Below are 26,943 nucleotides of genomic sequence, written 5' to 3'. Positions count from 1 at the left end.
GGGCCGTTGCAGCAAAGCGGCAAAACTGATCGGGTACAACCACTACAGAACCTTTATTTGTTTACCGATACCGTGGCATTTGCGCCGGACAATTTAGTTCCCGCAGCAACTTCAATTTGCGAAGGCAGGTTTATGGGCTTGCCGGTGTTTCGGTTGCTTCTAAATTCTTCGCCAAGCAAAAAGGCGGCGGTGGCCGCCACCTGATTTTGAAAGATTGTATTTACTCCCTGCATTTCACCGGCCGGAGCGATATTCCCTCCCAAAAGGCCCAACCAAATTTCGCCCGAGCCACGAATGAAAGCATGGTGAGTTGTCCATCGCTCCGACCGTCCGCGGCCGTGATCTGTAGAAAGGAGGAAGGTTGTTTTGTCTTTGTAAACGGGATCGGTTTGCGCAGCGTACCACAACTCGGCTATCATTTTATCAACGGCTGAAAGTTGCTGCAAATACAAATCATACCGGCCCTGGTGCGCAAATTCATCGGTCTCGCCAAGGCTTAAAAAAACCACCCGCGGGTGGTGCTGCCTGATGTATTGCTTTGCGGCGAAAAACGTCAACAGGTCATAGCGTGTTTTGTTTTTTTGCGGCACACCGTTCTGCACACGGTTTAAAACATCAACGCTCTCGGTTGTGTCGTCAACATTTTCATAGCCGCAATTTTGCTTGACGCAGCTTTTTGTTTTGTTGAGGATAAACGGGAATACATTCCACGATGTAAAAGACGCCACGCTGTCGTTGAACGCAGGATTTTCGGCTAAAAATTCAAGCACCGTTTTGTTGCGGTTCTGCTGCGGTGCGTTTAGAATGGGCAAAGGATCGGGATAACCGCTGAGCAATTCGTTGTAGCCCGGGTAAGAAATCTTGTAAATGTTTTTCACGTTTACCCGGCTTTCTTTCTGGCGGTTGCCGTAAAGCTGTCCTTCTTTGGCCAGTACGTTCCAGAAAAACGGGAGGAGTTTTTTTCGCCGTTCATTTTGCGAATCATCCCAGTAAAGACGTTTGGCAAGGGCCGTGTCGTTTACAAAATGTGGATTGCTGAGCAGAAGAGAGTCGGCGCCGTTGAATATTTCCTGCCAGCGAACGCCATCTGTGGTAATGATGAAAAGGTTTTGCGCCTTTTCCTGCGCTTTTGAAACAAGGGCAAACAGCAAAAGCCCAACACAGAAACGTGTTTTCATTGCAAATGGTTTTGCAAAGCAACCCCCGCTACGTGTACGCATTGTAATGCCAGTTTTACGTTTGTGTTATCAACAAGGGCAACAGAACTGTTGACACTAAAATCATTTTACGCTAACGCTTTGTTTAAAGAAACGCAGAACCTTTCCGGAAATATTGCTGTATGAAAAATGCTCTTCGCTTCTTAAGGTTCTGCCTTTTCCTCTATTATTTCCGGCAGTGAAAATTCCCCTGTGAACACAGGGGAAGCTCAACTAAACAAGGCTTGGCTTCGGGCCGGGTGAGACGCTCTTTGTTAACTGTTGGAAAGCAGTGGAAGAATTTCGGCAAGGCTAATCTGCCGCAGGTAAGGTTCAAGGCGTTTGGTGTTTTTAAAGCATTTGACGGAGACGATCTCGTCGGTAAATTTTTCCACCACGAGTTCCACGTAAAAATCGCCGTAGGCAAACAACACGGCCTCGGTTGCCCGCTGCATCCAGGCTAAATCAAGAGGTATGCCCTGACTGTTTAACTGGTCGAGTTGAACGCTGAGGGGCAAGAACATAAATTGGTGAAAGCTGTACATGTTACAAGCTGGATTGGTGATACATGAATTGCACAAGCGTAAACACGGTATAAAACGTAAAGGCAAGAACAAAAGAGATGAAGGTCCAAAAAAGAAAAGTAAGCAGGCGCTGAAAAGGATGATTGAACATGCAGCAAAACAAACCCCTGAACGTAAAGACAATCTTACCGCAGCGTTAACTTAACGTGAAGCGACGCAACTTGCGCAGAGCAACGAAAATCGTTTTAGGTTTGGGCATTGAAAACGCATTCATGAAAGGTAGCGCCGTCCTTTTTTCTTTTTTGATTTTTACCCATTGCCAAACCGGTAAACCAATTCAAAAACAAACCATGCAAACATTCGACAGGGAAGGCCACCGCGGCTGCCGCGGGCTTATGCCGGAGAACACCATCGCCGCGATGAAGAAGGCCGTTGACCTGAACGTGACAACGCTGGAAATGGATGCCGTGATGACAAAAGACGGAGAAGTGATTTTGTCGCACGAGCCTTTTTTCAATCACGAGATTACAACAAAGCCCGACGGAAGTTTTGTAAAAGAGGAAGAAGAAAAAAGCCTGAACATTTACCGCATGACGTATGACGAAGTAAAACGTTACGATGTTGGGCTGAAGCCGCATCCGCGTTTTCCGCAGCAAGAAAAAACGGCCGCCGTCAAGCCTTTGCTACGCGACTTGATTGATAGCATCAGGCTTTATTGCAAGGAGAAAAACCGGCCCTTTCCGCAATGGAATATTGAAACCAAAACGCAACCGCAAACCGATAATCTTTATCATCCCGCACCGGCAGCGTTTGTCGAAATGCTGATGAAGGTGATAAAAGAAAAAGGCATTGAAAAAAACGTCATCATTCAATCCTTTGATTTTCGAACGCTGCAATACTTGCATCAACATTATCCGCACATGCGAACGGCCATGCTGGTGGAAGATTACGACAAACGAACGCTGGACGAATTACTGGCGGCACTCGGTTTTACACCCACCATTTTCAGCCCCGCTCAATCGCTCGTCGCCAAAGAACTGGTTGAAGCTTGTCATCAAAAAAAAATGCAGGTTATTCCGTGGACGGTGAACGAGACAGACGAAATGCAGAAGCTTATTGCGCTGAACGTTGACGGCATCATCACTGATTATCCGAATCTATTTTCCCAACTTGCGCTTTAAAAATCAAAACGATTCAGGCAAAGTTTTGACATACCAAAGGCTTCGTCATTGCGCAACAAAAAGCCTTCTATGAATAGAAGGCCGGCTTTGTCTTAAAAAATTTAGAAAACTGCTAAACGAATTAAAAATAATCAGGCTTTTCGGCCACGCCGCATTTTTTGCGTAAAGAAATCGTTACCAAAATGTTTTCAAAACCGCAATTGCATTCGCAGCGTAAACACATTGTCCGGAAGATCAACGGCATAATCGGGCAACAATGTTTTTTCGTTGCGTACAAAATCATAATAGGCCAGCATTTTTAAGCCGCCATCGAAATAACGGGTAAGGCCAAGGCCAAGCGTTGAATATTTCACGTCGGCAACGGTAAGATTTGTTCCAGCTTTACCAATCTCATTGCCCGAAACTTTCGTGTTCGGATCGTACCAATCGTATTTCACCATTAATTCCCAATTCGGATTGACAATGTTTTGCAGGAAATAAAAAAAGGCGCCGTCGAATTTGCGCAAATACGTTGGTCCTGCGGGCTGCGACGCCGGGCTTACCGTCGTTGTTGCCGTTCCGGGTTGTGTGCCGCGCCAGTACTCGGCACGCACTTCGGTTTTGCCCCAGGCGTGTTTCAGCGCTGCCTGCAGGTCGGCGCCGTTGTATTGCCGCAAGGCTTTTGCGCCGGTGTTAGAAAGGCTTGAATCAACACCAAATGTTTTTGTACCGTTGTTCGTCATCTCGTATTTGTATTTCGAATCCTGCCGCCAGCCGCCGTACAAAAAAGAAAGACCGCCACTCAGCGTAAGCGTCTTTGTTACCTTCCATTCTTTGAGCGTTAGTCGTGAGATCAGGTCTTTATAACTGTCAAAGTCCGTGATGCCGGTTGGCCCTGTACCGTTAAAAGCACCGATGTCAAATTTGAACGAAGGTTTTTCCTGTGTGCGGCTTCGCTCGTCGTAGCTAAACATGGCGCCCATGTCGCGTTCGCCGGGCATTAGCGTTTGCGACATGCGGCCGCGTTCGGGTGTTTCGCGGTAACCCGATGAGAGGTTTACTTCGTAGCCAAAAGGCCGGCCAAACAACCCCATCGTTGCCGAAAAATTTTGTCGCCTGGGTTCGTACATGCGCAGAAACATGTCCCGCACAATCACGCCGCGTTCGGTGGCATCAATTTGAAAGGTGAACAATGCCTGCGGCGCCGTGCCGTTGGCAACCGGCAGCAGGTAATCAACTTTTATCCTTGCACGGCGAAGCATAAAGCGGTTTTTTGAATAGGGCGAAAAATTGCCGCCTTCAAAGGAAGCAATCCCCTGCTTTTGCGCCACCTGGAACTGCGGCTGCATGTAGCCGGTGATGGAAAGATTTTGGAAGCGTTTGACCAAGGGCCGCACCGTATCTTTTATGAAGAGCGTAGAATCGAAGTCGGCCAAAAAACGTTGTGCTTTCAGCGCTTGCGAAGCGCCGCAAAAACACAACAGAAGAAAGAACAAGCGCAGCAATTTTACCGGCATCATTTGTGATAAACTTTCATGATGCAAAACAAAGAAAAAGCTGCTGTATTATTTTATCATTAATTTTTGGTTAAGTCCCGCGCCTTGCGCAATAGAGGCTAATTTCGCCGCACATTCAACACATTGATATGAACATCTTCGCAAAGTTTCTGGCCCCGAAGAACAAGGTTTTTTACGAATTGTTTGAGAAAAGCGCCGACAATGTAAAGCAGATGGGCGCTTTGCTTTTTCAGGTGGTGCAGGAACCCGATTTTGACAAGCGGCAAAGCCTCATTTCAAAAATGGAAGACGTAGAGCACGCCAACGACGAGCTTACGCACAACCTTTTTACCGAATTGGGCCGCAACTTCATCACGCCTTTCGACCGCGAAGACATTCACTATCTCGCATCGGCTCTTGATGATGTGGCCGATTTCGTTTTTGCCTCGGCCAAAAAAATCAATTTCTACCGCGTAAATCCCAACGACATCGGCCTGCACAAACTGGCCGAGATTGTGGTGCAAAGCACCGGCGAAGTGCGCAAGGCCGTGGGCGAACTGCGCAACATGAAAAACATGCGGGTGATTACCGATTCGCTGGTAAAAATCAACAGCCTGGAAAACGAGGCCGATGATATATTTGACATGAGTATCGAACGCCTTTTTGATACCGAGCCCGATGCCAAAGAAGTGATTAAAAAAAGAGAGATCTACCAAGTGCTGGAAAGCGCCACCGACAAGTGCGAAGACGCCGCAAACGTGATTGAATCCATTATTGTGAAGTACGCGTAAAGCAAATTTGATAATGGATAATGTGCTAATTCGGTAATGGTGATAATTAAGACTTCATCGTTATCACGCCTCATTATCGAATTAGCACATTACCGAATTAGCACATTATACACATGACCTTCATCGTTTTCATTATTGCACTGGCCTTAATTTTTGATTTCATCAACGGCTTTCACGATTCGGCCAACTCCATCGCCACCATTGTTTCAACAAAAGTGCTCACGCCTTTTCAAGCCGTGATTTGGGCGGCCATCTTCAATTTCGCAGCCTTCTTTATTTTTAAAGATCACGGTGTAGCCGACAGCATTTCCAAAACCGTCAACCTGAAAATGATTGATAAGAACCTGATGTTGGTGGTTGTGTTATCGGGTTTGATTGCCGCCATTGCCTGGAACCTGTTAACCTGGTGGTTCGGCATTCCCTCGTCCTCGTCGCACACCCTGATTGGCGGCTTTGCCGGCGCCGGCATTGCGGCCGGTGGAATAGGTGCCATTAATACCGAGATCATTCTTCGCACAACGGCTTTCATCTTTGTTGCGCCGCTCGTGGGGATGTTGTTTGCCTTTGTCATTTCACTTTGGTTTCTGTTCTCCTTTCGCAAAGACATTTGGCCGCGACTGATCTCGCTCCTGTTCATCGCTGGGATTATTTTGCTGCTGATGAATTTTATCACCACCAGCCGCACCGATACGTCGGGCATGAAGGTGCAGCAAACGGCGCAGGGATTAAAGATTGCCGATGTGCCAAACAATTCGCCGGCACAGCGGATGGGTTTTAAGAAAGAAGACGTGTTGTTACAGGCCAACGGGCAAGCAGTTGCTTCAAAAGCCGATCTGGACCAAATTTTCAAAGGCAGCGAAAAAACCAATACCGTTGGTTACACGGTGCTTCGCAACAACGAGCAGGTAAGCAATACATCACCTTATGTTACCGGTTATAGTTCACGCTTAAGCCAGATTGTTTTCTTTGGCGAAAACTTTAAATGGTTTCTGTTGGCCTTTATCCTGTTGGTAATGGCCGTGTTTACGTTTTGGCTGAATACATTGAACGCACACAAATCGAACATCTGGTTCAAACGCCTGCAATTGGTTTCTTCGGCGGCCTTCAGCATCGGACACGGCGGCAACGATGCGCAAAAAGTAATGGGCATCATCACCGCCGCGCTGATTGCGCACGGTACCATTCACAGCTTCGATCAAATGCCTTACTGGGTTCCGTTGGCTTGTTACACCGCCATGGGCCTGGGCACCATGAGCGGAGGCTGGAAGATTGTAAAAACAATGGGAACACGCATTACCAAGGTTACGCCATTTGAAGGCGTGGCCGCTGAAACGGCCGGCGCCATCACCTTGTTCGTCACTGAATATTTAAAAATCCCGGTAAGCACCACACACACCATCACCGGCGCCATCATGGGTGTAGGCGCTACCAAACGCTTGTCGGCTGTGCGCTGGGGCGTCACCCTCAATCTTCTTTGGGCCTGGGTTTTAACCATTCCCGTAAGTGCGTTGTTAGCGGTGGGAATCTTTCATCTTGCGCGGCTGTTCATTTAGTTGATCGTTGACCGTTGTTCGATGTTTGCTTCGGCCAACGATCAACGGTCAACGATCAATAACTCTCCCCTTGACACTTCCCTTTTCTTTCCCGACTTTTGCCCTTCAATTTTTTAACGCATGAAAAAAATTATGGTGACCGGCGGCACGGGTTATATCGGCTCTCATACCCTTGTGGACCTTATTGAAAACGGCTACGATGTAATTAGTGTGGACAACAACTCCCGCAGCAACCCGGCCATGTTGCGCGGCGTAGAAAAGATTACCGGCAAGCCGGTAAAAAATTACAAAGTTGACCTGTGCAATTTTGACGATACGTTTGCCATTTTTCAGGAAAACCCCGACATCAGCGGCATCATTCATTTTGCGGCCTATAAAGCGGTGGGCGAATCGGTGGAGAAACCCCTGATGTATTTTGAAAACAACCTTGTTTCGCTCATCAACCTTTTGAAATGCGTACAGGAATTTAACGTGCCCTGGTTCGTATTCTCATCTTCATGTACCGTTTACGGCAACCCCGATCACTCGATGGTTACGGAAGAAACGCCGCCCAAGCCTGCGGCTTCGCCTTACGGTTACACAAAGCAAATGGGTGAACAAATCCTGGGCGAGTTTCAAAAAGCCAGCAACGTACAAACCATCCTCCTTCGTTACTTCAATCCGGTTGGTGCACATCCATCGGCGCTCATTGGCGAATTGCCCATCGGCAAACCGCAAAATCTTGTGCCCGCCATTACGCAAACGGCCATCGGCAAATTGCCCAAGATGATGGTGTTCGGCGACGATTACCCGACCCGCGACGGAAGCTGTGTACGCGATTACATTCACGTGTGCGACATTGCTCATGCGCACACACTCGCCATTCAATATTTGGAAGAATGCCGTAACAACAGCGGTTGCGAAGTCTTCAACCTCGGCACGGGCAACGGCGTTACGGTACTCGAAGCCATTCATGCTTTCGAAAAAGTAAGCGGCGTAAAATTGAATTATGAAATCGGTCCGCGCAGGCCCGGCGATATTGTGGCGATTTATGCCAACAACGACAAGGCCAAAAGCCGGTTAGGTTGGGATCCCGCACGTTCGCTGGATGAAATGATGGACACGGCCTGGCGCTGGGAGTTGAAACTAAAGAACGATGAGCAAATGTTTACGTCCGCAAAATCGGAATTGAATTGATGACGTGAGATATGAAACGTCAAACGTGAAAAAGAGCGATGCAAATTTGCTCTTTTTTTATGCCTCTTGCAATGCGGGTTCTTCGCTCACTAGCGGCTTGCTTTGCGGAAGCATGCCTTCGCTTTTTACGGCTCTCGCCAGCACCTGGTAAAAGCTGCCGTCGTCAGCCTTTTTAACATCGCTCACGGTTTCGAAACGTTGGCTTTTGAGTTGCGAAACATAAGTCTCCAATTCTTTCTCATTAAAGGCAATCGCCGCGAGATGTAGTTTCATAGATACAAGGTACGAACACTGCCAGAAAATCGAAAGCATTGCGTCCGCAAGTTTTCCACGTCCTGTACTTAGGTTGCCGGTTGAAGCGCTTTTTGAAGAAGCGCTTCGGCTTTCTCACCGAAGGTTAGTTGCAGTGCCGCTTCGCGTCCGGCTTTGCTCATTTTCTTCCAGGTTTTTTGCAAAATGCGAACAACTTTTTCTTCGTCGTGTTCGCGCAGAAAATCTTCAAATTGAAATTGAAGAAACACGAGGCAAAGCGCATCTTCCATGGTTTGCACCTCGCTGTTTTGCTTTAATTCTTCTTTCAGCAAAATGTGCTGCACGCTTTTAATTTTTTCTTCATTGCAGCCGGCTTGAATCAACAGTTCACCGGCTTTTGCGGCATGAAATTTTGCCAGTTCTTTTCGCCAGGTTAAGTAACCAGCTTTGGTCTGTGGGTATTGCTCACGCGGAAGTTGCCAGCGGCCAATGTGCTGACAACGCTAAGCAAGCAACAAGGTCTCGCTTGCATTGGGAGATAATTTCTTTACCCATTCGTGCAATTGCAAAGCATAGAAATATTCGAAGGGGTAAGCTATGTTCTTATACGTTATTGTTCGGGGATCCTGTTTGTTGTAACTGTCAAAAAGGTTAAGAGCAGTGGAAAGGTGATTCATGCAGGCTGTTTTAAAGCGATAAAACGCAATTGAAAATACGCCTTCCGAAATTCATTCTTCGATATCTCTGTTTAACAGAAACGTATTTGCCGTTTGCTGTCAATAACAATTTGGCAAACGGAGTTATCAAACGCTGACCGCAGAAGTCGTCACGACCTCCTTGTGCATCCGCTGTAGAAAATGATGCACGTCTTGCATGTCTTTCACCGGCTCTGCAACAATCATAACCAGTTTGCCCACTTGTTTCAGCTTGGCTTTGTTAGTACCCGTTTGCAAAAAGTCGAGAATGCGTTTGAAGGTTTCTGATTCAAAATAGGGAGAGTCCGGACGATTGATAAAATAACATTTAAGCGAATCATTTTTTAATATCAATCGTTCAAAACCCATAGCTACAGCCAGCTTGCGGCAACGAACGGTAACAAACAATTCCTGTACGGATGGTGGCAAAGCGCCGAAGCGGTCGGTCATCTCCTGCTCCATTGCCTGCAATTCTTCTTCGGTTTCGCAGTTGTCCAAACGTGAATAAAGCGAAAGCCTCTCGGTGATGTTTTCAACGTAATCATCCGGAATCAAAATCTCCAAATCGGTATCAATTGTACAGTCCTGCACAAAATCGTCTTGCTTTGAAATTTCTTCCTTGAACAAATCCTTAAACTGCGTACGTTTTAATTCGCGAATGGCTTCGTCCAGAATTTTCTGGTACATCTCAAAACCAATTTCCGCCATGAAGCCGCTTTGTTCGCCGCCCAATAAATTGCCGGCGCCGCGAATGTCCAGGTCACGCATCGCAATTTGAAAACCGCTTCCGAGCTCGCTGTGCTGTTCGAGTGTTTGCAAACGCTTTCTTGAATCCGTTGGCAAAGTACTCATGGGCGGTGCGAGCAAATAACAGAATGCTTTTTTATTACTGCGGCCAACCCGACCGCGCAACTGGTGCAAATCGCTCAAGCCAAAATGATGTGCGTTGTTTACGATGATGGTGTTGACGTTCGGAATGTCCACACCGCTTTCAACAATATTCGTACACACGAGCACATCATATTTCTTGTCGATGAAATCCATGATGCGTTCTTCCAGTACATGCCCTTCCAATTGCCCGTGCGCCCAACCCACACTCAGGTCGGGACAAAGGCCTTGAATGATGGAAGACATTTCAACAATGTTCTGCACGCGGTTGTGAATGAAGAACACTTGTCCGCCGCGTTCTGCTTCAAAATAAATCGCATCGCGAACGAAGTCTTCCTGGTAAATTCTTACTTCGGTTTGAATGGGCTGACGGTTCGGCGGTGGCGTGTTCATGATGCTTAAATCACGTGCGCCCATCAAACTGAATTGCAGCGTACGCGGAATAGGCGTTGCCGTTAACGTTAGCGCATCAATGTTTGTGCGAAGCGTTTTGATTTTTTCTTTGTGACCAACGCCAAATTTTTGTTCTTCATCAATGATAAGAAGACCAAGGTCTTTGAATTTTACTTCCTTTCCAATCAGTGCGTGTGTGCCCACGATGATATCAATCTTTCCTTCCTCAAGTTTCTTATACGTTTCTTTTTTCTCTTTAGCCGATTTAAAACGATTGACGTAATCAACCGTTACCGGAAAATCTTTTAACCGTTCGCTAAACGTTTTGTAGTGCTGAAAAGCAAGAATGGTTGTGGGCACAAGTATCGCTGCTTGCTTTCCGTCCAAACAAGTTTTAAACGCAGCACGAATTGCGATCTCTGTTTTGCCAAAACCTACGTCGCCGCAAACCAGACGGTCCATCGGCGAGGGCGATTCCATGTCGCGTTTTACATCCGCCGTTGCCTTGCTTTGATCCGGCGTGTCTTCGTAAATGAAGGAAGCTTCCAACTCGGTTTGCATGTAATTGTCCGGCGTGTGTTGAAAGCCTTGCTGCGCCTTGCGTGCAGCGTACAGCTTAATCAAATCAAAAGCAACTTCTTTGACTTTTGATTTTGTTTTTTCTTTCAGTTTGTTCCAAACATCTGAACCAAGTTTGTTCACTTTCGGCACCGTGCCTTCCTTGCCGGTGTACTTCGCAATCTTGTGCAGCGAGTTGATGTTGACGTACAAAATATCGCTGTCCCTATAAATAATACGAACGGCTTCCTGCATCTTTCCGGCCACCTCTATTTTTTGCAGGCCGCTATAAACACCCACGCCGTGGTCAATGTGCGTGACGTAATCGCCGGGTTGCAATTCACGCAAGCCACGCAGCGTAAGCGCTTTGTTTTTATTGTAGGCCTGCTTGACGCGGTACTTGTGATAGCGTTGAAAAATTTGGTGATCGGTGTAGCAAACAAGCTTTAACTCTTCGTCAATAAAACCTTCGTGAATGGACGTTGCAATCGGGTTAAAGGTTATCTCTTCTTTCAGGTCTTTGAAGATGTTGTAAAGCCTTTCCAGTTGTTTCGGATTCTCGGCAAAGATGTTTAATGCAAAGCCTTTGCCTTCCCAGCTTTTCAAGTCTTGAATCAGTAAATCAAACTGGCGGTTGAAAGCCGGTTGTGATTTTGTTTCAAACTTTATTTCGGTTGAAAAATCGGTTGGCTTCTCATAGCCAAAATAAACCGTGTGGTGACGCAATAAATCTCTTGCAAAATCATCAGCCGTTGTAAATTCTTCAACCTTTACGTCTTTCTTAATTAGCTTGTCATCCTGCTCTTCTTCGTCTTTTTTCGAAAACGTTTTCATCGTCTCTAAAAAAAGATGCAGGTCTTCTTCAGCCGTCAATAATTGCTCACGAAGGAATTCTTCGTCCTGTATCCAAATGACGGTGTTCTCGGGCAAAAATTGCAGCAACGAAACTTTCTCCTCTTCTTCAAATTGCGTTTCCACGTTGGGAATAATGCTCACTTGCAAAAGCCTTCTCTCACTCAACTGCGTTTCGGGATCAATGATGCGGATTGAATCCACATCGTTGCCGAAAAGCTCAATGCGGTAAGGCTTTTCGTTGCCAAAGGAATAAATGTCCAGAATGCCGCCACGCACTGCAAACTGTCCCGGCTCGTAAACAAAGTCGGTACGTTCAAAACCGTAATCAACCAGTTTTCCGTACAAACTCACCGGATCAATTTCATCGCCGGCTTTTATGTGAATGATGTTTTGCGCAATGGCTTTGGAAACCACCACTTTTTCGGCCACCGCTTCGGGATACGTCACCAAGGCGCCTACCCGATTGCCGGTTTGCGAAGAGAACTTCGTCATCGCTTCGGTGCGCAACATCACGTGCGACGAATTAAGCAAACGGTAGTTCTTTCTATTCTTGAACGAAGACGGGAAATAAAAGATGTTCAGAGCATCGGTAAGGTTCTCCAGCGTGTTGTGAAAATAAGCCGCTTCTTCCGCATCATTGCAAACAAACACATGGTTCATTTGACTACAAGACGGATGCAAGAAAATGCCTGCGGCAACAAACTGGGAGGCGCTGCCGTTGAGGTTTGCCAGCCGTATTTTTTGGGTTTGGGCAAAAGAAAGTTTGTCCGCCAAATTAAAAAGGCGGGGGGAAGATTTGTATTTATCCAGTAATGTGCTTACACTCATTCGGTCTCGTCCTTGCTTTGCTTCGATGAAGTGGGCAAAGATACTTCAAGGCAAAGGTTGCACCGTTTTCCGGAGGAAAGAATTAAGAATTTATGTAAAGAAAATCCCGCCGGAGCGGGATTAAATTTTATCTGACAAACTGCTTCGTGTATTGCTCGTTTCGGTTGCCATAAATTTTAAGAATATAGCTGCCGCTTGCCAAACCGTCAATTGGGATTGTTTGATTGCTGTACCCGGTTTTTTTATCGTACACCAGGCGGCCCGTCGCGTCAAACAATTGCAGTTGCATGGCCGTAGTGGTAAGATTACCTGTTTTTACAAAAAGCTGTTGTCTTGTGTTTGTAACATAGTCAATAAAATTGCGGGTGTTGCTTACCGTTGGAATGCCCGTGGCAACAGAAGTCAGCGTTGTGGTGAACAATCCTCGTCCGTGTGTGGCTGCCGCCAATAAATTATCGGAAGCGCGGTAGCGAAGCATGTCTGTTCGCACGTTGGGCAAGCCTGTGTTTTGCGACGACCAGGAAGTGGCCGTTCCCGCCGATTGCTGTGTAAACCACACGCCAATTTCCGTGGCCAGTAAAATACCGCCGCCGGTTGTGCCGCCTACGCTGGCATTGGCCGGAACAAACATGCCCCAACGCACCGGCACATCGGGCAAATTGCCTTCGATGTTGTTGAACGTTGCACCGCCGTCGGTGCTTTCGTAAACACTAACCACACCGTAGTTCGACAAAGTCACCAAAAGATGGTTGGCGTTAGCAGGGTCAACGTCTATCGAGGAAATGGACGATCCTTCAGGGGCATTTGACAAAACTCTTGTAACGGCTTCTATTGGTGTTGCGTTGGCATTTGTGACTTTTATGACCACAGGCTGAAGAGGAGTGTAGTTGGCACGGCGGATGGTGTCCGTTCCGGCAAGCCAAACCGTTCCACCACTGCTCACCGTCGGGTCCACTTTTAGAGCTGAAATTTTGCGCACCCCAAGGCCGCTGATATTTTGCGTCGAAAAGGTCGGCGAGCCTGTGCCACTTAGGTTCGACACAAGGCCGAGCTGTGCTGAATTCGCACCGGTGTACAAAACTTTTTTCTGATCGTCGTAATCAGATGGGTTGATGAAAAAGCCGTTGTTGTTAAAGCTGATACGGGTAAAACTGTTTCCACCGTTGCGGGAATAATAAAAATTGTTGTACACGTAAGAAATAACTTGGATGTTGCCATCCGCCTGGTCAATGTGACAAAAGCCTCCGTCGCCGCCCACACTCGATTCAATGGCTATCGCTACACCAGCCGACGTGAGCTTATACGAACCGTTGTCCTGCGCACCCACGAGAAAATAGTTGGTAGCGGTTGGATGCATATCGCAAGCATAAAGCTGCATAACGTTGTAGCCAACGTTCTTTAGCGAATACGTAGTTTGGTTGGCACCGTTTAAATTAGGAAGGGTAGCTGTAGCCCAGGTTGAACCTGCGTTGTTGCTGTAATAAATGCCGCCGTCGTTGCTGGCGTATATTTCCGAACCAGAGCCCGGCAAGAATTGAATGTTGTGCTGATCGGCGTGCACAACAGGCAACGTAGAACAGTTACTCGCCCACTGCGTAAGTTGATTCCAGGTTGCACCACCGTCGGTTGATTTAAACAAATCAATGCCGCCGATATAAACGTTATTGGCGTTCGTTGGATCTACTTGCACAATCAAATCGTAAAACGCCTGGCCGTTGGTAAAATCCGATGAATTCGTTCCTTGGTTGCACCAGGTCGGCAAGGGAAGGTCGGTCCATGTGGCGCCGGAGTTTGTGCTTTTTTTTATGGCGCCGATGCCGTTGCCTGAGCCTTCCAACAAAGCGTAGATCACCGCCGGATTGTTGGGTGCTACTGCGACATCAATTCGCTGCCAGGTGCCGCTAGGTGTAATGTCAACCCAGGTTCCCGCGCCTCCTACATTGGTACCGTTTGCAGCAGCGCTGGAGCGAAAAATCCGCCCGAGATTAGCGGGTTCACCCGAATTAATATAACCCGTAGTGGCGTACACATCGCCGTTAGAGGCAAGTTCCAGATCAGCGCCGTAGTAATTGTAAGCGCTGTCGCAAGTTTGAGCCGTTAAAACACCAATCACCCTCGTCCAGCTTGTACCGCCATCAGCCGAGCGAAAAACGCCTCCTGTATTGCAAAAGCGGGCACTGGGTCGTGAACTGGCAAAGACAACACCACTCGTGTTTATCACTATATCTTGTATGAAATCGAAATTGTGCAAATTAGGTGTCGTGCTTGGTGGCAACGTAGCCGACGAGTCGGTAGAGGCCAACTTATTCCACGTCGTACCGCCGTCTGCGGTCTTCCAAATGCCGTTTCCTCTTACCGCGTCCGAGTTAAACCAACCTTCGCCCGTTCCGGCATACATGACCGATGTATTGGAAGGGTCTTGGGCAAGCGCACAAACTGCCAAGCTGCCCATGTTCTCATTCACCGGTGTCCACACCGGCGTTGATTTAAAGTTGGTGGCTTTCCAAATGCCGCCGCTTACGCTGGCCGCAAAAACCGTGTTGCCGGTGGCATCCCGGGCATCAATGACAAAAGCTCTTGTTCTTCCCGCCGGATTTACCGGACCTCTCTCCTGCCAGTTTATGGCGAGGCTTTGATTCTGCCTTGCAGCGTTTAGCCGGCGCTGGTATTCCAATGCAGCAATCATTCTTTCTTTCGGGATGTAACCCAGGGCCGGGTCCTGCGTCATCAAAAATTCCTGCCGCATGGCCAGTTCCATTCCGTCTCTTTCGGAAAAAATTTCATTGGGTTCTTCGGCTTGTTTGTTTGTTTTGGAAACGCAGCCAACGGAAAAAAAGGCTGCTAAAATCAGAACGGTCAATGTGTTTTTCGAGCACAGCATAGTTCGTAAACGTTAAAAGCTAAAGATAAGCGTTTCGACCCTCCATTTCTGTTTTTGTCGGTGTATTGTTCTCGCTACATTTAATTCATGAAATACGCATTCACTTCCCTGTTTGTTGTTCTCTTGCTTGCCTCTTGTTCGCCCCAATCCGGAATTTACAAAGCCAGCGCCTACGTGCGGGAAAAAGTGGCCGGTACCATTCGCGTTGACGACAGCGGAAGGCCGTTGAACAGCGGTGTTTCGGAAGAGCACCTTCTGTTTGTGGAAACGGATTCATCCCGGCCCGCGCCATTGTTCACTACCGTTTGGATCAAACAAAAAGCCTACGCCGTGCAGCCCGTGGAAATTAAACAGTCACAACAGTCAATTGGCAAAACCAATAACGGCGTTGAGGTTACTCTTCAAAAAAAAGAAGGAACAGAACTGTGGCAGCTGGTGTTAACACCAAAAGAAGAAACCCCCGCCAGCGATGCGGCTTTAGCGGAAAAAGTGCGGGAAAAAAACATTGTGATTACCGGCTCGTGGAAAGATAAACCCTTCGTGTACGCTTTTGACAAAGAAGAACGCCTGGCGCCGCTTCATTTTCAATAAAAGAGAAGGGCCGGTAAGACTACCAGCCCCTTAACCTAAACCGTCCGACTAAAATATCTTGAGTGCTTAATTTCTGCCGTTCTTTTTTCAAGGACTGTGCCAACAACCGTTTTTTGTGGAAAACTTTCGGGATAAATCCTTTTTAGTAATTTGCCCGAAAACTGTTTATGGCTTTACAACCCTGGCGAAAAGGCATTGTGACCCGCATTGAAAACGAAACGTACAACACACGCCGTTTCTGGATACAGGTTCCCGAACTTGAGTCCTTTGATTTTGCACCCGGCCAGTTTGTAACGCTGGATTTGCCCATTCATGAGAAGCCTGCCAAGCGCATCCGCAGCTATTCCATTGCCTCCTGGCCCGACGGCACCAATGTGTTTGAATTGCTGATTGTTTTGCTGGAAGGCGGCGCCGGCACCACGTATTTGTTTAACGAAGTGAAAGAAGGCTCAGAGCTTACGCTTCGCGGGCCGCAGGGCGTGTTTACCTTGCCCGACAGCATTGAAAAAGATTTGTACTTCATCTGCACCGGTACGGGCATTGCACCTTTCCGCAGCATGGTGCACCACATAAAGCGGCACAACATTCCGCACCAAAACATCCACCTCATTTTCGGCACCCGCACGCAAAAGGATTTGGTGTATGTATCCGAATTAAAACAGTTGGACACGGAGATGGAAAACTTTCATTTTCTTCCAACCTTGTCGCGGGAACAATGGGACGGTTGCTGCGGTTACGTTCATGCGATTTACGAGAACCTGGTGCGGGAGAAAATGAACGGCAATTCCGAACCGCCTCCTGCTAATTTTTATTTGTGCGGATGGAAAGCGATGATTGACGAGGCAAAGCAACGGATACAAGGTTTGGGCTACGATAGAAAAGCGATACACCAGGAACTCTACGGATAAACATTCTTTACGAAGCCGGTTGAAAAGCCGGCTTTTTCTATTGCTTCCGCACCAATTGTTAAAAGAGCCCTTGGAAACCAATGCCCGGCAAAACAATAAACTTTCCGTCGCGGCGGTTTCCTTCCTCGGGTGAAACCCAAGTCCTTCGCCGGTGCAGATATTATTTAGACACGCCTAAAAAAATTTTGAGCCTTTGCAAAAACTGTTAAAAAGACGCGATCGGTTTGGAACTTGATGATGCTTGCCTGCATCTTTGCAGCGCAATACCGAAACAGAATTACGTCTGCAGTTTAATTCTCCGAAAGTACCCTTGCCTTACTTCGCTTTGGTTTGCCTGACGAATGCCGCTGCCTGAAGATTTTTATTTCTTGATTAAATTTTACGATTATGATGACGAAAAATGCACCGTCCCTTATCCGGATGGACAGTGAAGAATTAGCAAACCTGTTAACCTCTGTAAACGAAACCCTGGCTACCGATGTAATGTATTTGCAAACCGCAAGAGAGCCGAAACAATTTGGCACTATACAGCTTTGGAATATTCGCCGGAAGGCCCGTTACAACGGCCTTGTTATCCGGTAAGACGAACAAAGGATATACAGAAGATTTGGGTTGAAATGTTGAAAAGAAAACCGTCCCGTTTTGCGCGGGACGGTTTGTTATTTAAGCGATGTTTTTTAGTATCAGGTCTTTAATGGCATCAACACGGATTCGTTCTTGTTGCATCGTATCGCGGTAACGAATGGTAACGGTATTGTCTTCTTTGGTTTGATGATCTACCGTTACACAAAACGGCGTACCGATGGCGTCCATTCTTCTGTATCGTTTGCCAATGGTGTCTTTCTCTTCGTAAAAACAACGGAACTGCGGCTTGCAAGTATCAATAATGCGTCGCGCAATTTCGGGCAAACCGTCTTTCTTCACAAGTGGCAATACTGCAAGCTTAATGGGTGCAAGCTTCGGCGGAAATTTCAACACCACGCGACTGTCCTTTTTTTCTTCGGTACTCAAATCCTGTTCTTCGTACGCTTCGCTCAACACCATCATCACCGTGCGGTCAACGCCAATGGACGTTTCAATCACGTACGGAATATAATTGCCGTAAGGCTTGCCGGTACTTTCGTCAACGTCGTTGTCGAAGTACTGCATCTTCTTTTTGCTGTACTCCTGGTGATTGCGCAAATCAAAATCGGTGCGGGAATGAATGCCTTCCACTTCTTTAAAACCAATCGGGAAATCGTATTCAATATCACAAGCTGCATCGGCGTAGTGCGCCAGTTTTACGTGATCGTGAAAGCGGTATTTTTCTGCGGGAATGCCAAGGCTCAAATGCCACTTCATGCGTTCGGTTTTCCAGTGTTCGTACCATTCTTTTTGCGAGCCGGGACGAATAAAAAACTGCATCTCCATCTGCTCAAATTCACGCATGCGAAAGATGAATTGCCGCGCCACAATCTCGTTGCGAAACGCTTTGCCAATTTGCGCAATGCCGAACGGGATTTTCATCCGGCCGGTCTTTTGAACGTTCAAAAAATTTACAAAAATACCTTGCGCTGTTTCGGGCCGCAGGTACACAATATTGGCTTCGTTGTCTTCGGTTGATACGGCGCCAAACTCCGTTGAGAACATCAAATTAAATTGGCGCACATCGGTCCAATTGCAGGTTCCACTTACCGCGCAAACGATGTTGTTCTTTTCTATCAAGGTTTTTAATCCGGCAAAGTCATTGGCCGCAAGCAAAGCATCCATTTCTTTCAACAATGCCCCACCTTCTTCTTTCTTTCCACCCTTCTCTAATTCATCTGCTTTGGCTTCCAGCAAATGATCCACGCGGTAGCGCTTCTGGCTATCCTTATTATCAATCATCGGATCGCTGAAATTATCCACGTGTCCACTGGCCTTCCACGTTGTCGGGTGCATGAAAATAGCGGCATCGATGCCCACAATGTTTTCGTTTAACTGCACCATGCTTTTCCACCAGTAATCCTTGATGTTTTTCTTCAGTTCACTGCCCCACTGGCCGTAATCGTACACGGCGCCAAGGCCGTCGTATATTTCACTCGAAGGAAAAATAAAGCCGTACTCTTTGCAATGCGAGATGATGGCTTGAAAGCGGTTGTTGTCTGTTGCCATAGGGCGCAAATATAAACCCCCTGTCCCCCTAAAGGGGAGACTTTCGTGTAAAAAACTTTACTTCTTTGCGGTGGTTCCTTTGCGGCAGGTTGATTTACATGAGCCAGAAGTTCGCCTATCTATTGCGCGTTCGTTGCGTCGCACTCGTGTGCGTCCGATAATTCTATTGGGCAAAATAAAAACCAATAAACCGTCTTGAAAACCGATACCGAAAAATCTTTCAAACCTAAGTCTCTCTTTAGGGGGACAAGGGGGGTTACGTTACTTTGATGTTATCACCCGTTTGTTCGTTCTGCTCTTTCTTTTTTTCTTCCTGTTCTTTCAGCGAGCCGTTCTTCTCTTCCACTTCAATGTTCTTTACCCACACGGCATAATCGTTTGGATGTATGGGCGAACCGAAGTTGGCTGCAAAAGCTTTGGTGAATTCGGCGCCGAAGTACAAAATCACCGAAGAATAATAAACCCAAACCAACAACACAACCAACGAACCCGCCGCGCCGTAAGTGTTGCCCACGTTGGACTTGCCGATGTAAAACGTAATGGCAAACTTGCCCACCATGAACAACACGGCCGTGACCATCGAGCCAACCGCCACGTCTTTCCATTTAATAAGTGCATCCGGCAAAACTTTGAAGATGACGCCGAATAAAGCAGTGGTTACAATGAAGGTCAGCAAGATGTTAACGATGTAAACAAGTACTACGGTAACGTTCGGAAAGTAGGCCTGCAACCGTCCCATCAGGGCTTCTATCAAACCGTTTAGCACCAGCGATACAAGCAAAATAAAACCGAGGCTGATAATGACTGAAAACGAAAGCAGGCGGTTGATGATCATCTTGAGCCATCCTTTTTTCGGTTTCGGCTTCAGGTTCCATATTTGGTTGATGGAATCCTGTATTTCACCAAACACACTTGTGGCGCCAATGATGAGCGTAACGATGCCAATGATTGCAGCCAATTTACCGCCGGTATTTAAGGCCGCATTTTTTATCATGTCCTGAATTTGCGCCGCAGCATCGGCACCCACCAAACCTTTTATCTGTCCAAAGATGCTTCCCTGTATGGCTTCGCGTCCGTAAATAACACCCGCAAAATAAATGATAACGATGATGACCGGCCCGATGGAGAAAACCGTGTAATAGGCCAGTGAGGCGCTTAGCTTCATTACTTTGTCGTTGCCAAAACCGGTGAAGGCCTGTTTCATCACCGGCCAAAGTTTCTTTACCGAAAACTTGTCTGCCATAATGGTTCGCACCGTTGCAAAAAAGAGGCCCTCAACGTTGCCTTGTTCTTAGCCGTGCTGTTTTTTGCTTCTTGCGTTGGCGACAAAATACAGGGCCAGGCCAAGCAATACCGTTCCCACTCCCGGTTCTTTTCGCTTGTGTTCGGCGCGGGGATTATCAAGAGCTTCAGTTGTATCAGAACGCGGATGCGAAACGGCCAATTGCGGATGCGCAGGCAAGGGCTGACGCCTTTCTTTTTCCGGCGAAGGCGACGAAGGCGGCGGGCTTTTGGGCTCTGCGTTCGGCACTGTCGGCTCCTGCGACCACTCGGCGTATTGGCTGGGAACAACCTTTGCCCCTTTGTTGATGGTGTAAGCCTTTGTGAACTCGGCACCGAAATAAAGAATAATGGACGAATAATAAATCCAAACAAAGATGACGGCCAACGAACCCGCTGCGCCGTAGGTACTGCCCACGTTGGTTTTGCTGATGTAAAGCGAGATGGCAAACTTGCCGATGAGGAAAAGCAACGACGTGACAATTGCACCGGGCCACACGGCCTTCCACTTGATTTTTGCATCGGGCAAGACCTTAAAAATAACCGCAAACAAAACGGTGGTTACGCCCAGCGTAAGTACCAGGTTGATGACGTAAAAAAGCACGACGGTCACATCGGGCAGTGCCGCCTTTAAGCGATTGCCGAGGCTTTCAACGACTGTTGTTGCGGCCAGCGAAACCAGCAATAAAAAGCCGAGGCTGGCAATAAGTCCAAAGGAAAGCAGGCGGCTTTTTACCAGCCGCATGATGCCGGCCTTTGGCTTTGCCTTCAGGCCCCAGATGCTGTTGATGGAATCCTGTATTTCAGCAAAGATGGACGACGCACCGATGAGCAGCGTAACCGCACCGATGATGGTGGCAAGCGTGCCTTTGCCGCTGATGGCGGCGTTCTTTATCATATCCTGTATTTGCTTGGCTGCATCAGCGCCAATGAACGATTGCATTTGGGTTTGAATGGAACCCTGCACCGCTTCGGCGCCAAAAAAGAAACCGCAGATGGCGATAATCACCACCAACAAAGGCGCCAGCGAAAAGCCCGTGTAATAAGCCAGCGAGGCACTTAGCTTGGTGACTTTATCGTTGCCAAAACCCGAAAACGCATCTTTAAAAGACTTGCCCACAAGTTTAAAAGAAAACTTCTTCATCGCACTGTTTTGCTTGTGCGAGTACAAAAACAAAGCCATCTGTCTGAACCATGATTTGGGTGGATTATTAGGATTAGGAAGAAATAAAGACAGCTTGATAAAGCAAGAACGTTCTACAAGGAACGATTCTTTTATTTCCTGTTAATCCATTTAATCTACCCAAATCATGGTTCAGACAAATGCTGATGCCGGTCTTTATCGCGGGAACTTTTCTTGTCAAAATTCTTTTGCAGGGCATCGGTTAAATCAACGCCGGTTTGGTTGGCAATACAGATGAGCACCCAAAGCACATCAGCCAATTCATCATTCAATTCTTTTCCCTTGTCGCTTTCTTTAAACGATTGCTCACCATACATGCGACTCATTAGTCTTGCCACCTCTCCCACTTCTTCGGTTAAGATGGCCATGTTGGTTAACTCGCTGAAGTAACGAACACCGGTGGTTTTAATCCACTCGTCCACTTTTTGCTGGGCTTCCTGAAGGGTCATAAAAAATATGAATTATGAATTATGAGTTTTGAGTTATGAATTATGAATGTGGTGTGACGAGTTAATGTGGAATCAAAAATGAGCAAAGCAAATTCAATATTGTCTTTCATTCATCACTCATAATTCAAAACTCATAATTAGTCCAGGCTTTGGTTAGAAGAAGAAGCTCTTTTCAAAAGCTGGTCAAATTGCTGCGGGCTTAAGTCGTTGTAGAAGAAATAAACCGGGTCGAGCTTTTGGCCGTTCTTGTGCACTTCGTAATGGCAGTGCGGTCCGGTGCTTTTGCCCGTGCTTCCCACGTAGCCAATGACTTCGCCGCGTTTTACTTTCTGTCCGGCTCTTGCTTTTACCCTTACCATGTGACCGTAAACGGTTTCGTAGCCGTAGCCGTGATCAATCACCACGTGGTTGCCGTAGCCGCCTTCGCTAAAGCCGGCTTGCGCAACCGTGCCGTTAGCCGTGGCATAAATGGGCGTGCCCTGTGGTGCGGCAAAATCTAACCCTGCGTGAAGCTTGATGGTTTTGTAAACAGGATCTACACGGTAACCAAAACCCGAAGCGATGCGGCTTAAATCTTTGTTGCTCACGGGCTGAATGGCCGGCGTTGAAGACAGCAGTTGTTCCTTATTGGCAATGAGCTTCGTTACTTCATCGTAAGATTTGGTTTGCGCGGCGATGCGTGCTTTTAATTTGTTCACCGTTGTGTCAATGGCGTGAATGAGCTTGCCTTCGGGCAGGCTTTCCACTTTGGCAATCTCCTGTTCCTTTTCGGCTTGCAGGGTGCGCAAGCTATCCGGTATGGGTTGCGCTTCAAAAATGCTGCGGTACACTTCGTTGTCGCGTTTTTCCAGCGCATCCATTTGCTGGTCTACGGCTTTTACGCGTTCGTTCAATTGAGCCAGTTCGTCTTTCAATTCCCCGTTTTGCTGGCGCAGAATTCTTTCGTACGGCGAGCCAATGAAGCGGAAAGCGATGAAGGCGATAAGAACAGCGGTAACAAATGCCGTAGCCACAAAACCAAACACCCGCAGCAGTTTCACCCTTAGCGGCGTGATGAGCTTTTCGTAGCGAAGCGTATGCGTGTTGTAATAGTATTTGATTTTTTTCATCGGAAATGGGAACGTGAAACGTCAAACGTGAGACGTGAAACTGTAAAGACTTTCCAATTGCAGCGCAGTCCTGCCTTATGTTTCACTTTTCACGTTTCACGTCTCACTATCTTTGCCCTCCCCAAAACGGGAACGACAAAATAAGAGCAATAAACGTAAATAAACAGTTTTTCTTGTGATGACCAGTGCAGCCATTCGCAACGCTTTTCTCGATTTCTTTCGCAGCAAAGGGCACCTGATTGTGCCTTCGGCGCCTATCGTGGTAAAGAACGATCCGACTCTGATGTTTACCAACGCGGGCATGAACCAGTTCAAGGATTATTTTCTTGGCAACAAGCAAGCGCCGTCGCCGCGCATTGCCGACACGCAAAAATGTTTACGCGTTAGTGGCAAGCACAACGACCTGGAAGAAGTGGGTGTGGACACCTACCATCACACCATGTTTGAAATGCTGGGCAACTGGAGCTTTGGTGATTATTTTAAAAAAGAAGCCATTGAATGGAGTTGGGAATTGCTCACGAGTGTTTTAAATATTCCAAAGGATAGATTGTATGTAACCGTGTTTGAAGGCGATGAAAAAGAAGGCTTGCCCAAAGACGAAGAAGCAGCGAATGAATGGAAGAAATGGATTAACGAAGACCGCATTTTACTGGGCAACAAGAAAGACAATTTTTGGGAGATGGGCGACACAGGACCGTGTGGGCCTTGCACCGAAATACACGTGGACACAAGAACGGAAGATGAACGCAAACAGGTTGATGGAAAGAATTTGGTGAACGCCGATCATCCGCAGGTGATTGAAATTTGGAACAACGTATTCATTCAGTTTAATCGTTTAAAAGACGGAAGCCTGCAACCCTTGCCCGCAAAACACGTTGACACGGGAATGGGCTTCGAACGTTTGGTGCGTGTGCTGCAAGAGAAGCAATCCAATTACGATACCGATGTTTTTACCGGAACGATTTCAAAGATTGAGGAAATCACGAACAACAAATACGGTTTCAGCGACACCAAAACCGATATTGCGTTTCGTGTGTTGGCCGATCACATTCGTGCTATTTCATTTACCATCGCTGATGGACAGTTACCGTCGAACACCGGTGCGGGTTATGTGATTCGAAGGATTTTGCGCCGGGCCGTTCGGTATTATTATTCTTACCTGAATTATCAGCAGCCGTTGCTGCATCAATTGCTACCAGTGATTGCAACGCAGTTTGAAAGCGTGTTTCCTGAATTGAAACAGCAGGAAAGTTTTGTGACGAGAGTAATTAAGGAAGAAGAGGAAGCTTTTTTGCGAACGCTTGGAAAGGGTATTGAAACCTTAAACGAGATAATTTCTTACTTCAAAGATTTCCCGGTTTATCCGATTTCCAATCCAGTTACTCCAAAGTCACCAATGCCAACTGTTATTAAAGAACTAACAGAAGTAAATTCGGGCATCTCACTTTTCTCTGGCGATTCTGAATCTCTTCACAAGACAATAAGTGGAAAGATTAGTTTCATTTTATATGACAGATATGGCTTCCCTTTTGACTTGATTCGATTGATTGTTCGCGAAAATAATTTCGATGTTAACGAGGTTGAATTCAATGCGGAAATGCAAAAACAAAAAGAACGTTCGCGTGCTGCGACAGCAATAGACACAGAAGATTGGATAATTGTAAACGAAGGAAGCAGCAATGAATTCGTCGGTTACGATTCTCTCGAAACCAAAGCACAGGTTTTAAAATACAGAAAGGTTAAAGCAAAAGGCAAGGAGTCCTATCAAATTGTTCTCGACAAAACACCGTTTTATGCTGAAAGCGGCGGACAGGTTGGAGACACGGGACAATTAATAATTAATAATGAAGAATTAAGAATTGTCGATACCAAAAAAGAAAACGACTTAATCATTCACTTTGCTGAAAAACTTCCTTCATCCTTCGACGGTGAAGTAATTGCAAAAGTGGACGCAACAAAGCGCAAGCACACGGCCATTCATCACAGCGCCACGCATTTGCTTCACGCCGCTTTGCGAAAAGTATTGGGCACACACGTAGCGCAAAAAGGTTCGCTGGTGAACGCCGATTACCTGCGTTTTGATTTCTCGCATTTCAGCAAGATGACGGACGAAGAAATCAAAGAAGTAGAGCGATTAGTGAACGAAAAAATAAGAGAAAACATTCCGGTCGTCATTCGCTTCATGCCCAAAGAAGAAGCAATGAAAACCGGCGCCATGGCCTTGTTTGGCGAGAAGTACGGCGATACCGTTCGCGTGGTTACCATTGACCCAAGTTATTCTGTCGAGCTTTGCGGCGGCACACACGTTGGCGCAACGGGTGAACTAGGCTTCTTTAAAATAACATCCGAAGCGGCTGTTGCAGCCGGTGTTCGCCGCATTGAGGCCATCAGCGGCGCGGCTGCGGAGAACTACATAAACCATCAGCTTGAAACCCTGCGCGGCGTTCGCGAATTGTTCAAGAATCCAAAAGACCTTGGCAAAGCCATTGCTTCGTTGCAAGAGGAAAATACATTGCTTAAAAAGCAAGTAGAAAAATTTGAAGCCGCTCAAATCAAATCGCTAAGCAAAGAGTTGTTGCAACAAACACAAGTTGTGAACAGCACGCCGTTCATTGGTGCCGTAGTTGATGTGCCCACCGCCGATGCGCTGCGCAAGCTGGCCTTCGAGTTGAAAGCATCTGCACCCGGACATCTTATCGCCCTCGCCTCTGCCGTTGACGGCAAAGCCGCCGTTGTGCTTCAGCTTGACGAAGCTCTTTCCGCAGAAAAAAACCTCGACGCGGCGGTACTCATCAAGCAAAAAGTTTCCCCGCTCATCAAAGGCGGCGGCGGCGGGCAAAAAACACTGGCCACAGCCGGCGGACAAGACGCTTCGCACCTTCAAGAAGTGATTGCCGCCGTTAAAGCAGCCCTTTAAACCGCTCGTCGTTTTACAATTGCGAAGATTTTCGTAATTCAAAAACCCGTTTTATATTTGATCTACGAAACTTAACGTAGTCAAATAAATCATTCGTTTATGAAACAACTTCTCGTAAAACATTTCGCAATTGCAGCCTTTGCATTCTGCGCCGTACCGGGTACCCTTCTTGCGCAAAAGGAAAAAGAAAAAGAAAAGACCAAAGAGAAAACCGAGCGTCAACAAATAATTATTACCCGCACGGGCGACAAGGACGAAAAAACCGTCATCGAAATCGAAGGCAATAAAGTAAAAGTAAACGGCAAAGACGTGGCCGATTTGAAAGACGTACAAGTTCACGTCAACAACCTTCGAACGCCGAACGCAATGACGTTCCGCACCATGCCCGACAGAAATTTCAACATGACCTGGAACGACGAAGGTGGTCACCTGTTTAGTGTTGACAGCAACCGCGCCATGCTTGGCGTCGTAACCGATGGCGATGATAAAGGCGCCGAAATTCAATCCGTCACAAAAGAAAGCGCCGCAGAAAAAGCCGGTTTGAAAAAAGGCGACGTCATCACCAAAATTGACAACCGCAAAATAGACGCAACCGATGACGTATCCGAGGCTGTTCGTGCGCACAAGCCCGGCGAAAAAGTAAGCATCACTTATTTGCGCGACGGCAAAGAGCAAAAAACAACTGCTGAATTGGGCCGCTGGAAAGGCATTGACATGAAAGGAATGACGATAGCGCCGAAGATTTTTTCCGAAGACACCTGGAACAACAATTTAAACAACCGCATGATGGAACGCACATTGCCCGGCGGCGTGTTCAGCATGGCTGGTAACCGCCCAAGGCTTGGTCTGTCGGTGCAAGACACCGATGACGGCAAAGGCGTGAAAGTATTGGACGTGGACGACGAAGGCATGGGTGCAAAAGCCGGCATCAAAGAAGGCGACGTTATTACCATGGTGGACGACAAAGCGGTGAACAGCGCCGACGACATTGCAAAACTGATGCGTGAAAAAAGAGAACAGCCAACGGTGAAAATGCAGCTTAACCGCAACGGCAAAACCCAAACCGTAGAAGTCAAAATGAAGAAGCCAAAAACAGTGGATTTATAATGTGAAACGTGAAACGCCA

Annotated in this window: 21 protein-coding genes and 1 pseudogene; 10 read left to right on the top strand and 12 right to left on the bottom strand. The window is 47.1% G+C overall.

What is annotated here, in order from left to right:
• Positions 1-53: 53 nt before the first annotated feature.
• Together FSB75_RS18470 and FSB75_RS18465 are read right to left on the bottom strand one after the other, a co-directional pair.
• The gene (locus tag FSB75_RS18470) at positions 54-1,178 is read right to left on the bottom strand and encodes an alkaline phosphatase family protein (RefSeq protein ID WP_172623215.1); all 1,125 of its coding nucleotides are present in this window, start codon (positions 1,176-1,178) and stop codon (positions 54-56) included.
• A gap of 293 nt (positions 1,179-1,471) precedes the next feature.
• Entirely contained in the window at positions 1,472-1,720 is a 249-nt protein-coding gene (locus FSB75_RS18465) for a hypothetical protein (protein WP_146790502.1), read from the bottom strand.
• A gap of 19 nt (positions 1,721-1,739) precedes the next feature.
• Here FSB75_RS18465 and FSB75_RS18460 point away from each other — a divergent pair, with 19 nt between their 5' ends.
• Positions 1,740-1,925, top strand: a complete 186-nt coding sequence (locus tag FSB75_RS18460; RefSeq protein ID WP_146790500.1) for a hypothetical protein — start codon at positions 1,740-1,742, stop codon at positions 1,923-1,925.
• 145 nt (positions 1,926-2,070) lie between these two features.
• Entirely contained in the window at positions 2,071-2,901 is an 831-nt protein-coding gene (locus FSB75_RS18455; protein WP_227990643.1) for a glycerophosphodiester phosphodiesterase family protein, read from the top strand.
• 188 nt (positions 2,902-3,089) lie between these two features.
• Here the strand turns inward: FSB75_RS18455 and FSB75_RS18450 are convergent, their stop codons facing one another.
• Entirely contained in the window at positions 3,090-4,400 is a 1,311-nt protein-coding gene (locus tag FSB75_RS18450; protein ID WP_146790497.1) for a porin, read from the bottom strand.
• Between the two features lie 125 nt (positions 4,401-4,525).
• On the opposite strand from FSB75_RS18450, the gene FSB75_RS18445 reads away from it, so the two are divergent.
• From FSB75_RS18445 to galE, 3 genes are all read left to right on the top strand, one after another.
• On the top strand, positions 4,526-5,167 hold the full coding sequence (locus FSB75_RS18445; RefSeq protein WP_146790495.1) for a DUF47 domain-containing protein: 642 nt from the start codon (positions 4,526-4,528) through the stop codon (positions 5,165-5,167).
• A 113-nt stretch (positions 5,168-5,280) separates the two neighbouring features.
• Positions 5,281-6,720 carry an inorganic phosphate transporter gene (locus FSB75_RS18440; RefSeq protein WP_146790493.1) on the top strand — a complete coding sequence of 480 codons (1,440 nt, stop codon included), beginning with the start codon at positions 5,281-5,283 and terminating at the stop codon, positions 6,718-6,720.
• 120 nt (positions 6,721-6,840) lie between these two features.
• Positions 6,841-7,896, top strand: a complete 1,056-nt coding sequence (gene galE / locus FSB75_RS18435; RefSeq protein WP_146790491.1) for a UDP-glucose 4-epimerase GalE — start codon at positions 6,841-6,843, stop codon at positions 7,894-7,896.
• A 57-nt stretch (positions 7,897-7,953) separates the two neighbouring features.
• On the opposite strand, the gene FSB75_RS18430 is transcribed toward galE, so the two are convergent.
• The 4 genes and pseudogenes from FSB75_RS18430 to FSB75_RS18415 all read right to left on the bottom strand — a co-directional run bounded on the left by FSB75_RS18430 (position 7,954) and on the right by FSB75_RS18415 (position 15,225).
• Complete coding sequence (locus FSB75_RS18430; protein WP_146790489.1) at positions 7,954-8,169, bottom strand: hypothetical protein; 216 nt, start codon at positions 8,167-8,169, stop codon at positions 7,954-7,956.
• Between the two features lie 68 nt (positions 8,170-8,237).
• A pseudogene (locus tag FSB75_RS18425) lies at positions 8,238-8,825 on the bottom strand (DUF4202 domain-containing protein).
• 126 nt (positions 8,826-8,951) lie between these two features.
• Complete coding sequence (mfd, locus tag FSB75_RS18420; protein ID WP_146790487.1) at positions 8,952-12,365, bottom strand: transcription-repair coupling factor; 3,414 nt, start codon at positions 12,363-12,365, stop codon at positions 8,952-8,954.
• A 127-nt stretch (positions 12,366-12,492) separates the two neighbouring features.
• Positions 12,493-15,225, bottom strand: a complete 2,733-nt coding sequence (locus FSB75_RS18415; protein WP_172623214.1) for a T9SS type A sorting domain-containing protein — start codon at positions 15,223-15,225, stop codon at positions 12,493-12,495.
• Positions 15,226-15,333: 108 nt separating this feature from the next.
• Here FSB75_RS18415 and FSB75_RS18410 point away from each other — a divergent pair, with 108 nt between their 5' ends.
• The 3 genes from FSB75_RS18410 to FSB75_RS18400 all read left to right on the top strand — a co-directional run bounded on the left by FSB75_RS18410 (position 15,334) and on the right by FSB75_RS18400 (position 17,327).
• Entirely contained in the window at positions 15,334-15,837 is a 504-nt protein-coding gene (locus FSB75_RS18410; protein WP_146790483.1) for a hypothetical protein, read from the top strand.
• Between the two features lie 167 nt (positions 15,838-16,004).
• Entirely contained in the window at positions 16,005-16,745 is a 741-nt protein-coding gene (locus FSB75_RS18405) for a ferredoxin--NADP reductase (protein ID WP_146790481.1), read from the top strand.
• A gap of 387 nt (positions 16,746-17,132) precedes the next feature.
• Positions 17,133-17,327, top strand: a complete 195-nt coding sequence (locus FSB75_RS18400) for a hypothetical protein (RefSeq protein ID WP_146790479.1) — start codon at positions 17,133-17,135, stop codon at positions 17,325-17,327.
• An 81-nt stretch (positions 17,328-17,408) separates the two neighbouring features.
• Here FSB75_RS18400 and FSB75_RS18395 read toward each other — a convergent pair whose 3' ends face one another.
• The 5 genes from FSB75_RS18395 to FSB75_RS18375 all read right to left on the bottom strand — a co-directional run bounded on the left by FSB75_RS18395 (position 17,409) and on the right by FSB75_RS18375 (position 22,900).
• On the bottom strand, positions 17,409-18,878 hold the full coding sequence (locus FSB75_RS18395) for a glycine--tRNA ligase (protein ID WP_146790477.1): 1,470 nt from the start codon (positions 18,876-18,878) through the stop codon (positions 17,409-17,411).
• Positions 18,879-19,134: 256 nt separating this feature from the next.
• A complete protein-coding gene (locus FSB75_RS18390) occupies positions 19,135-20,121 on the bottom strand; it encodes a YihY/virulence factor BrkB family protein (protein ID WP_146790475.1) in 987 nt (328 codons plus the stop codon).
• 48 nt (positions 20,122-20,169) lie between these two features.
• Complete coding sequence (locus tag FSB75_RS18385) at positions 20,170-21,303, bottom strand: YihY/virulence factor BrkB family protein (protein WP_146790473.1); 1,134 nt, start codon at positions 21,301-21,303, stop codon at positions 20,170-20,172.
• A gap of 164 nt (positions 21,304-21,467) precedes the next feature.
• Entirely contained in the window at positions 21,468-21,791 is a 324-nt protein-coding gene (locus FSB75_RS18380; RefSeq protein ID WP_146790471.1) for a nucleotide pyrophosphohydrolase, read from the bottom strand.
• A 137-nt stretch (positions 21,792-21,928) separates the two neighbouring features.
• Positions 21,929-22,900, bottom strand: coding sequence for a M23 family metallopeptidase (locus FSB75_RS18375; RefSeq protein WP_146790469.1), 972 nt, complete (start codon positions 22,898-22,900; stop codon positions 21,929-21,931).
• Between the two features lie 178 nt (positions 22,901-23,078).
• On the opposite strand from FSB75_RS18375, the gene alaS reads away from it, so the two are divergent.
• Both alaS and FSB75_RS18365 read left to right on the top strand, forming a co-directional pair.
• Positions 23,079-25,817, top strand: coding sequence for an alanine--tRNA ligase (gene alaS, locus FSB75_RS18370; RefSeq protein WP_146792042.1), 2,739 nt, complete (start codon positions 23,079-23,081; stop codon positions 25,815-25,817).
• A 99-nt stretch (positions 25,818-25,916) separates the two neighbouring features.
• Entirely contained in the window at positions 25,917-26,924 is a 1,008-nt protein-coding gene (locus tag FSB75_RS18365; protein WP_146790466.1) for a PDZ domain-containing protein, read from the top strand.
• Positions 26,925-26,943 lie beyond the last annotated feature (19 nt).

Origin of the sequence: Flavisolibacter ginsenosidimutans (assembly GCF_007970805.1) — a bacterium.
GTDB lineage: Bacteria > Bacteroidota > Bacteroidia > Chitinophagales > Chitinophagaceae > Flavisolibacter > Flavisolibacter ginsenosidimutans.
This window is presented reverse-complemented; position numbering and strand designations above follow the sequence as displayed.

Coding starts and splice junctions, on each gene's coding strand:
- FSB75_RS18390 (WP_146790475.1), bottom strand. CDS start 20,121: ATGGCAGACAAGTTTTCGGTAAAGAAACTTTGGCCGGTGATGAAACAG.
- galE (WP_146790491.1), top strand. CDS start 6,841: ATGAAAAAAATTATGGTGACCGGCGGCACGGGTTATATCGGCTCTCAT.
- mfd (WP_146790487.1), bottom strand. CDS start 12,365: ATGAGTGTAAGCACATTACTGGATAAATACAAATCTTCCCCCCGCCTT.
- FSB75_RS18400 (WP_146790479.1), top strand. CDS start 17,133: ATGATGACGAAAAATGCACCGTCCCTTATCCGGATGGACAGTGAAGAA.
- FSB75_RS18405 (WP_146790481.1), top strand. CDS start 16,005: ATGGCTTTACAACCCTGGCGAAAAGGCATTGTGACCCGCATTGAAAAC.
- FSB75_RS18365 (WP_146790466.1), top strand. CDS start 25,917: ATGAAACAACTTCTCGTAAAACATTTCGCAATTGCAGCCTTTGCATTC.
- alaS (WP_146792042.1), top strand. CDS start 23,079: ATGACCAGTGCAGCCATTCGCAACGCTTTTCTCGATTTCTTTCGCAGC.
- FSB75_RS18465 (WP_146790502.1), bottom strand. CDS start 1,720: ATGTTCTTGCCCCTCAGCGTTCAACTCGACCAGTTAAACAGTCAGGGC.
- FSB75_RS18445 (WP_146790495.1), top strand. CDS start 4,526: ATGAACATCTTCGCAAAGTTTCTGGCCCCGAAGAACAAGGTTTTTTAC.
- FSB75_RS18460 (WP_146790500.1), top strand. CDS start 1,740: ATGTTACAAGCTGGATTGGTGATACATGAATTGCACAAGCGTAAACAC.
- FSB75_RS18375 (WP_146790469.1), bottom strand. CDS start 22,900: ATGAAAAAAATCAAATACTATTACAACACGCATACGCTTCGCTACGAA.
- FSB75_RS18455 (WP_227990643.1), top strand. CDS start 2,071: ATGCAAACATTCGACAGGGAAGGCCACCGCGGCTGCCGCGGGCTTATG.
- FSB75_RS18385 (WP_146790473.1), bottom strand. CDS start 21,303: ATGAAGAAGTTTTCTTTTAAACTTGTGGGCAAGTCTTTTAAAGATGCG.
- FSB75_RS18430 (WP_146790489.1), bottom strand. CDS start 8,169: ATGAAACTACATCTCGCGGCGATTGCCTTTAATGAGAAAGAATTGGAG.
- FSB75_RS18450 (WP_146790497.1), bottom strand. CDS start 4,400: ATGATGCCGGTAAAATTGCTGCGCTTGTTCTTTCTTCTGTTGTGTTTT.
- FSB75_RS18380 (WP_146790471.1), bottom strand. CDS start 21,791: ATGACCCTTCAGGAAGCCCAGCAAAAAGTGGACGAGTGGATTAAAACC.
- FSB75_RS18470 (WP_172623215.1), bottom strand. CDS start 1,178: ATGAAAACACGTTTCTGTGTTGGGCTTTTGCTGTTTGCCCTTGTTTCA.
- FSB75_RS18395 (WP_146790477.1), bottom strand. CDS start 18,878: ATGGCAACAGACAACAACCGCTTTCAAGCCATCATCTCGCATTGCAAA.
- FSB75_RS18410 (WP_146790483.1), top strand. CDS start 15,334: ATGAAATACGCATTCACTTCCCTGTTTGTTGTTCTCTTGCTTGCCTCT.
- FSB75_RS18440 (WP_146790493.1), top strand. CDS start 5,281: ATGACCTTCATCGTTTTCATTATTGCACTGGCCTTAATTTTTGATTTC.